5 protein-coding genes are annotated in these 6023 nt (G+C 59.5%); 4 read left to right on the forward strand and 1 reads right to left on the reverse strand.

Translation table 11 applies throughout. The annotated features are described in order from the left end of the window. Positions 1-5 precede the first annotated feature (5 nt). Complete coding sequence (locus AC1DRJ_RS17525; RefSeq protein ID WP_477803269.1) at positions 6-1598, forward strand: MFS transporter; 1593 nt, start codon at positions 6-8, stop codon at positions 1596-1598. A 52-nt stretch (positions 1599-1650) separates the two neighbouring features. Here the strand turns inward: AC1DRJ_RS17525 and AC1DRJ_RS17530 are convergent, their stop codons facing one another. Further along, a complete protein-coding gene (locus AC1DRJ_RS17530; RefSeq protein WP_477803265.1) occupies positions 1651-2019 on the reverse strand; it encodes a DUF427 domain-containing protein in 369 nt (122 codons plus the stop codon). A gap of 281 nt (positions 2020-2300) precedes the next feature. Here AC1DRJ_RS17530 and AC1DRJ_RS17535 point away from each other — a divergent pair, with 281 nt between their 5' ends. From AC1DRJ_RS17535 to AC1DRJ_RS17545, 3 genes are all read left to right on the forward strand, one after another. Then, positions 2301-4250 carry a DNA topoisomerase III gene (locus AC1DRJ_RS17535; RefSeq protein ID WP_477803266.1) on the forward strand — a complete coding sequence of 650 codons (1950 nt, stop codon included), beginning with the start codon at positions 2301-2303 and terminating at the stop codon, positions 4248-4250. A 115-nt stretch (positions 4251-4365) separates the two neighbouring features. Continuing rightward, entirely contained in the window at positions 4366-4995 is a 630-nt protein-coding gene (locus AC1DRJ_RS17540; RefSeq protein ID WP_477803267.1) for a glutathione S-transferase family protein, read from the forward strand. 50 nt (positions 4996-5045) lie between these two features. After that, on the forward strand, positions 5046-5549 hold the full coding sequence (locus tag AC1DRJ_RS17545) for a GNAT family N-acetyltransferase (RefSeq protein ID WP_477803268.1): 504 nt from the start codon (positions 5046-5048) through the stop codon (positions 5547-5549). The last annotated feature ends 474 nt before the right edge of the window (positions 5550-6023 follow it).

The raw sequence follows: 6023 nt of genomic DNA on the forward strand, positions 1-6023 counted from the left end.
ACGCCGTGCCGGTCGATACGATCAGCCACGACACCCGCAAAGTCATCTTCGCTTCATCGCTCGGGACGGTCTTCGAATGGTACGACTTTTTCCTCTATGGCGCCCTTGCGGCGGTCATCAGCAAACAGTTTTTCGCCGGGGTCAACGACACCACGGCGTTCATTTTTGCGTTGATGGCCTTCGCGGCGGGCTTTGTGGTGAGGCCCTTCGGTGCCCTGGTCTTCGGACGCCTGGGGGACATGATCGGGCGTAAATACACGTTCCTCGCGACCATTGTGCTCATGGGCCTGGCGACCTTCTGCGTCGGCTTGCTGCCGACCTACGCGAGCATTGGCATCGCGGCGCCGATCATCCTGGTGGTGCTGCGCATGCTTCAGGGCCTGGCCTTGGGCGGTGAATACGGCGGCGCTGCCACCTATGTCGCRGAACACGCACCGATGGGCAAACGCGGTTTCCATACCAGCTGGATTCAGTCCACGGCGACTCTTGGTTTGTTGCTGTCGCTGCTGGTGGTGCTCGGCTGCCGCTACTTCACCGGTGACCAATTCGAAGTCTGGGGCTGGCGCATTCCGTTTCTGTTTTCGATCATTCTGCTGGGCATCTCGACCTGGATTCGCCTGAGCCTGCACGAGTCGCCGGCCTTCGTGAAAATGAAAGCCGAAGGCAAGCTCTGCAAGTCGCCACTGCGCGACTCCTTCGGCAAGTGGGAAAACCTCAAAGTCGTGCTGATCGCCCTGTTCAGCATCAACGCCGGGCAAGCGGTGACTTTTTACGCCGCGCAGTTTTACGTGCTGTTTTTCCTTACCCAATTCCTCAAGATGGACCCGGCCCTGGCCAACGGCCTGCTGATCGTCAGCGTGATTATTGGCGCGCCTTTCTTCATCTTCTTTGGCTGGCTGTCGGACAAGGTCGGGCGCAAACCGATACTGATGATCGGCCTGCTGCTGGCCACTGCGCTGTATTTCCCGATCTTCAAATCCCTGGCGCATTACGCCAACCCGGCCATTGACCAGGCCAGCCGCCAGGCGCCGATTACCGTGTTAGCCGACCCGGCGACGTGCACGTTCCAGTTCGATCCGGTGGGCAAGGCGAAATTTGACAGCCCGTGCGACAAGGTCAAAACCTTTCTCGTCAAACAAGGCCTGCCTTACGCCAGCGCAGCCGCACCTGCGGGCAGTGGCGTGCAGGTCAGTGTCGGTGACGTGACGCTGGACGGCTTCGACGAACCGGCCCTGCGCGGTGCGGTGACCCTCGCCGGGTATCCGTCAAAGGCTGACGTGCAGCAAATCAACAAGCCGATGATCGTCGCGCTGATCGTGATCCTGATCATCATTTCGGCCATGTGCTACGGCCCACTGGCGGCGCTGATGGTCGAACTGTTCCCGACGCGCATCCGCTACACCTCGATGTCACTGCCCTATCACATCGGTAATGGCTGGTTTGGCGGGTTCCTGCCGACCGTGTCGTTTGCGTTGGTGGTCTACACCGGGGACATCTTTTACGGGCTCTGGTACCCGGTAGTGATTACCGCGGTGAGCCTGGTGGTGGGAATGATCTGTCTGCGTGAGACCAAGAACGTCGATCTCGATAAAAACTGACGGGACGTTGTGGCGAGGGCTCCCCTCGCCACGAACCGTGGGAAAACGCCCCTCAAACCTCGGCGTCGAGTAACTCGAACTTCACCTGATCCGGGTAGAACGCCACGTAACCGCGAATCTGCTCAACGGACACTTTGGGGTCTTCATAACTCCAAACCGCATTAGCGCCTTCATGCCCCGAGACTTGCAAACTGAAATAGCTGGCATCGCCCTTGTAGGGGCAATAGCTGGTGTGGTCGGTGCGGGCGAAATATTTTTCGTCGATATCCTCTCGCGGCACGTAATACACCGGTGGGTAATTGGCTTCCAACAACACCAGTGCGCGCGCGGACGCGGCCACCTGAATGCCATGAAACTTCACGAGCAGGCAGCCCGGCTGCTCGGCGATGGTAATGACAGGACTAGGAGCGGAGCTTTTCATGGAATACGTTCCTCATGACAGTGATGAACCTGTGGGAGCGTGCAATGCGGCGATCCGACTTGACCGCGATGGGTCGCGCAGGGCCCCAAAACCTGAGGCCACCACTGTCAGGTATAACCCAAAATTCGTCTTCGCTACGGCCTCGCAGCCGAACGGGCCGTATCGGCGGCAGCAACCCGACGCAACAGCTTTGCTGTACATCCATACAGATAATGATTGATCGATTGCTCATCACCCGCCATTCTGTGCGCCTCTTGCACACTTGATGAACGATGGTGGTTATGCGGCTGTACCTCTGTGAAAAACCTTCCCAGGCCAAAGATATTGCGGCTGTGCTCGGCGCCAAGCGTCGGGGCGATGGCTGCTGGCTGGGAACAGACGTCACGGTGACCTGGTGCATCGGCCATTTGCTTGAAACCGCACCGCCGGACGCTTACGACGYGCGCTACAAACGCTGGGTACTGGCGGACCTGCCGATCATCCCCGAGAAATGGAAGATGACCGTCAAGCCGCGTACAGCCAGCCAATACAAAGCCGTCAAACGCTTGCTCGGCGAGGCCGATGAGCTGGTGATTGCCACGGACGCCGACCGTGAAGGCGAGATGATCGCCCGCGAACTGGTCGAGCACTGCCGCTATCGCGGGCCAATCCGCCGGTTGTGGCTGTCGGCGCTGGACGACGCGTCAATCCGCAAGGCACTGGCCGCGCTCAAACCGGGGGCCGAAACCTTCAGCCTTTATCATTCGGCGTTAGGCCGCTCCCGGGCTGACTGGCTGATCGGGATGAACATGAGCCGGTTGTTTACGCTGCTGGGGCGGCAATCCGGTTATCAAGGCGTGTTGCCGGTGGGTCGGGTGCAAACTCCCACGTTGCGGCTGGTGGTGGATCGTGATCGCAGCATTGCCGACTTCGTCCCAGTGGCTTATTGGGCCATCGACGTGCAGCTGTTACACCAAGGCACGGCGTTCACCGCACAGTGGCGCGCGGCATCCGATGCTTGCGACGATCAGGATCGCTGCCTGAACCAGTTCCTCGCGCAAGACGCCGCCCGAGCGATGGCCAACGCCGCGACTGCACGGGTGATCAAGCTGCGCACCGAGCGCATGCGTGAAGTGGCGCCCCTACCGTTCGATCTGGGCACCTTGCAGGAAGTCTGCTCGAAGAAGCTCGGGCTCGGCGCCCAGGAAACCCTCGACATCGCCCAGGCGCTCTACGAAACCCACAAGGTCATCACCTACCCGCGCAGCGATTGCGGCTTTCTGCCGTTGAGTCAGCACAGCGAAGCGCCGGGGATCCTCGCCGCACTGCGCCAGGCCGACCCGTCCCTGAACGCGCTGAACGACTACCTGGAACCGCAACGGCGCTCACGGGCCTGGAACGATGCCAAGGTCACGGCTCACCACGGCATCATCCCGACGGCGGCGGCAAAGAATCTGGATCGACTGGTGGGCAAACAGCGGGCGGTCTATACGCTGATCCGCGCCCGTTATCTGGCGCAGTTCCTGCCCAATCATGAATACGACCGCACCCAGGCCGATTTCAACTGCGCCGGTGAAGCCTTGCGCGCCGTCGGCAAGCAGATCGTCGAGCCCGGCTGGAAACGTGCCCTGCCCGAAGCCCTCGCCCCCGCCAAGGGCCGCGAGGCGCCGGCGCCACAAACCCTGCCGGCATTGGCCGAAGGGCTCGATTGCGCAGTGGCTGACGTGAAGCTCAAGGACCTGTGGACGCAACCGCCCAAACCGTTCACCGAAGGCGACCTGATCAAGGCCATGAAGAACGTGGCCAAACTGGTGGAAGATCYGCTGCTCAAACAAAAACTCAAGGACACCACCGGCATCGGCACCGAGGCGACTCGTGCCTCAATCATTCAGGGCCTGCTCGACCGTGGTTATCTGATCAAGAACGGCAAGGCGCTGGCTGCAACCCCAGCGGCGTTTAGCCTTATCGATGCCGTACCGCGCGCGATTGCCGACCCTGGCACCACCGCCATCTGGGAACAGGCGCTGGACATGGTGCAAAGCGGCGAAATGAGCCTGGAAGAATTCGTCACCAAACAGGCCGCGTGGATGAGCAAACAAGTTGCCCGTTGCGCCGGTCTGAGCCTGACCATCAGCGGGCCGGCCAGCCCCGCCGGGCATGGCGCAGCACCGTGGAAAAACAAACGCAAGCCGGCGAAACGCAAACCCGTGACGGGCAGCAAACGCGCCGCGAAACCGGCAGGAAAGGCTTGAGGGCACTTCGAATGGGCCGGGATGGTCTAGTGTTCTTCAAGCCCCGGCGACCGCCTGTTTCTGAAAAGACATCGCCGCCTCGTTTCACTCGACAGCTGCTACAGGAATCTTATTTATGATTATCGTGCATCACCTGAACAACTCCCGTTCCCAACGCATTCTCTGGCTGCTGGAAGAGCTGGCGATTCCTTACGAGCTGAAACGGTATCAGCGCGATCCGAAAACCAATCTCGCGCCGCCGGAACTGAAAGCGATCAATGCGCTGGGGAAATCGCCGGTCATTGAAGACGGTACGCAAACGCTGATCGAATCTGCTGCGATCATCGACTACCTGATTCGCCGCCATGGCCAGGGGCGCCTGCAACCCGATCCGTCCACATCCGCCTACGATGCATACATCCAATGGCTGCATTTCGCCGAAGGCTCGGCCATGTTGCCGTTGATGTTGAACCTGTATGTCGGACGTCTGGGAGAAGCTGGTGCGCCGCTGCATCCGCGCATCAACTCGGAAGTGGCCAATTACCTTGGTTACCTCGACACTGCACTGAGCCAGTCCGAATACCTGCTCGGTGATGAGTTCAGTGCCGCCGATATCCAGATGAGCTTCATTGGCGAGATCGCCAGAGTCCAGGGCAAGCTAGGCAACTACCCTCATGTAGCGGCCTGGATCGATCGCTTCCAGGCGCGCCCGGCTTACATTGCCGCATTGAAGAAAGGCGGGAAGTATGACTTCGCGCCGCACTGAGTGATCCTGACAGGGCTATGGACGGTCCTGCGCGATCTGGAGCGCCTCAAATGCCTTCGATAGAACTGCACGCCGCACAACGCGACGACCTCGACACCCTCGAAAACCTGATGCAGTTCTACGTGTATGACTTCAGCGAATGGCTGCCACTGAAACTGGGTGAGCATGGTTTTTTCAGTATCCAGCCGAAAACCGATTACTGGCGCAACCCCGCGACCCGACCGTTCCTGATCAGGGTGGACGATGAGCTGGCCGGTTTCGTAACCGTGGATGACAACACCCACATCGAGGGGGCGGAATACAACATCGGCTACTTTTTTGTCAGTCGACGCTTCCGTGGCCAAGGTGTCGCGAAGTTTGTCGTTTCTACCCTCTTGAGCCAATTCCCCGGTCAATGGCAGATTTTCCACATCGATGCGAATCCGCCCGCACGGCGGTTCTGGGCCAAAGTGATGCCTGATCTCGCAGGCGGCCTATTCACCCTGCATCAGCGGCCCGTAGACGGTTATGCCTGCACCTTCTATCGCTTCCACTGCCCGCCGCCGTCGCCCTGACGAGCGTGTCCCGGCCTCCCTTTTTCATTCCAATCCGTTTTGTCAGACAATATGTAGTGCCTGAAAATAATCACTACATAATGGTTGACGCGTCCGATTTGGCCTTGCATGATGCAGACATCTCCCCGATCGGGAGTACCGCAACATGTTCGAGCAAGCTCGTCTGACCGCCGAGCTGTTTTTCCCGGATACACGCTGCCCACAAGGCAGATTGAAGAAGCTGACCTGGCCCGAACGTCCAGTACAAGGACGAGAAGCGCTTGCGATCAATCCTCATGAAGCTTGTGGCCGACCCTCAAAAGTCGGCAGTGGCCTCCAGGTTTTCGCTGCTTCTCTTCGTTGTGACGCTAACGCGTAGCAGTTATTCAACACGACTACATGCAACAGACGCAGGACCCCGTTGAATTCGACGGCCGACCGCTGACGTCCTGGTTTCGGTGCCAGGGATCAACTAACCGATGGGCTACTTGTATT

The sequence above is a fragment of the Pseudomonas sp. P5_B2 genome, from assembly GCF_056400445.1.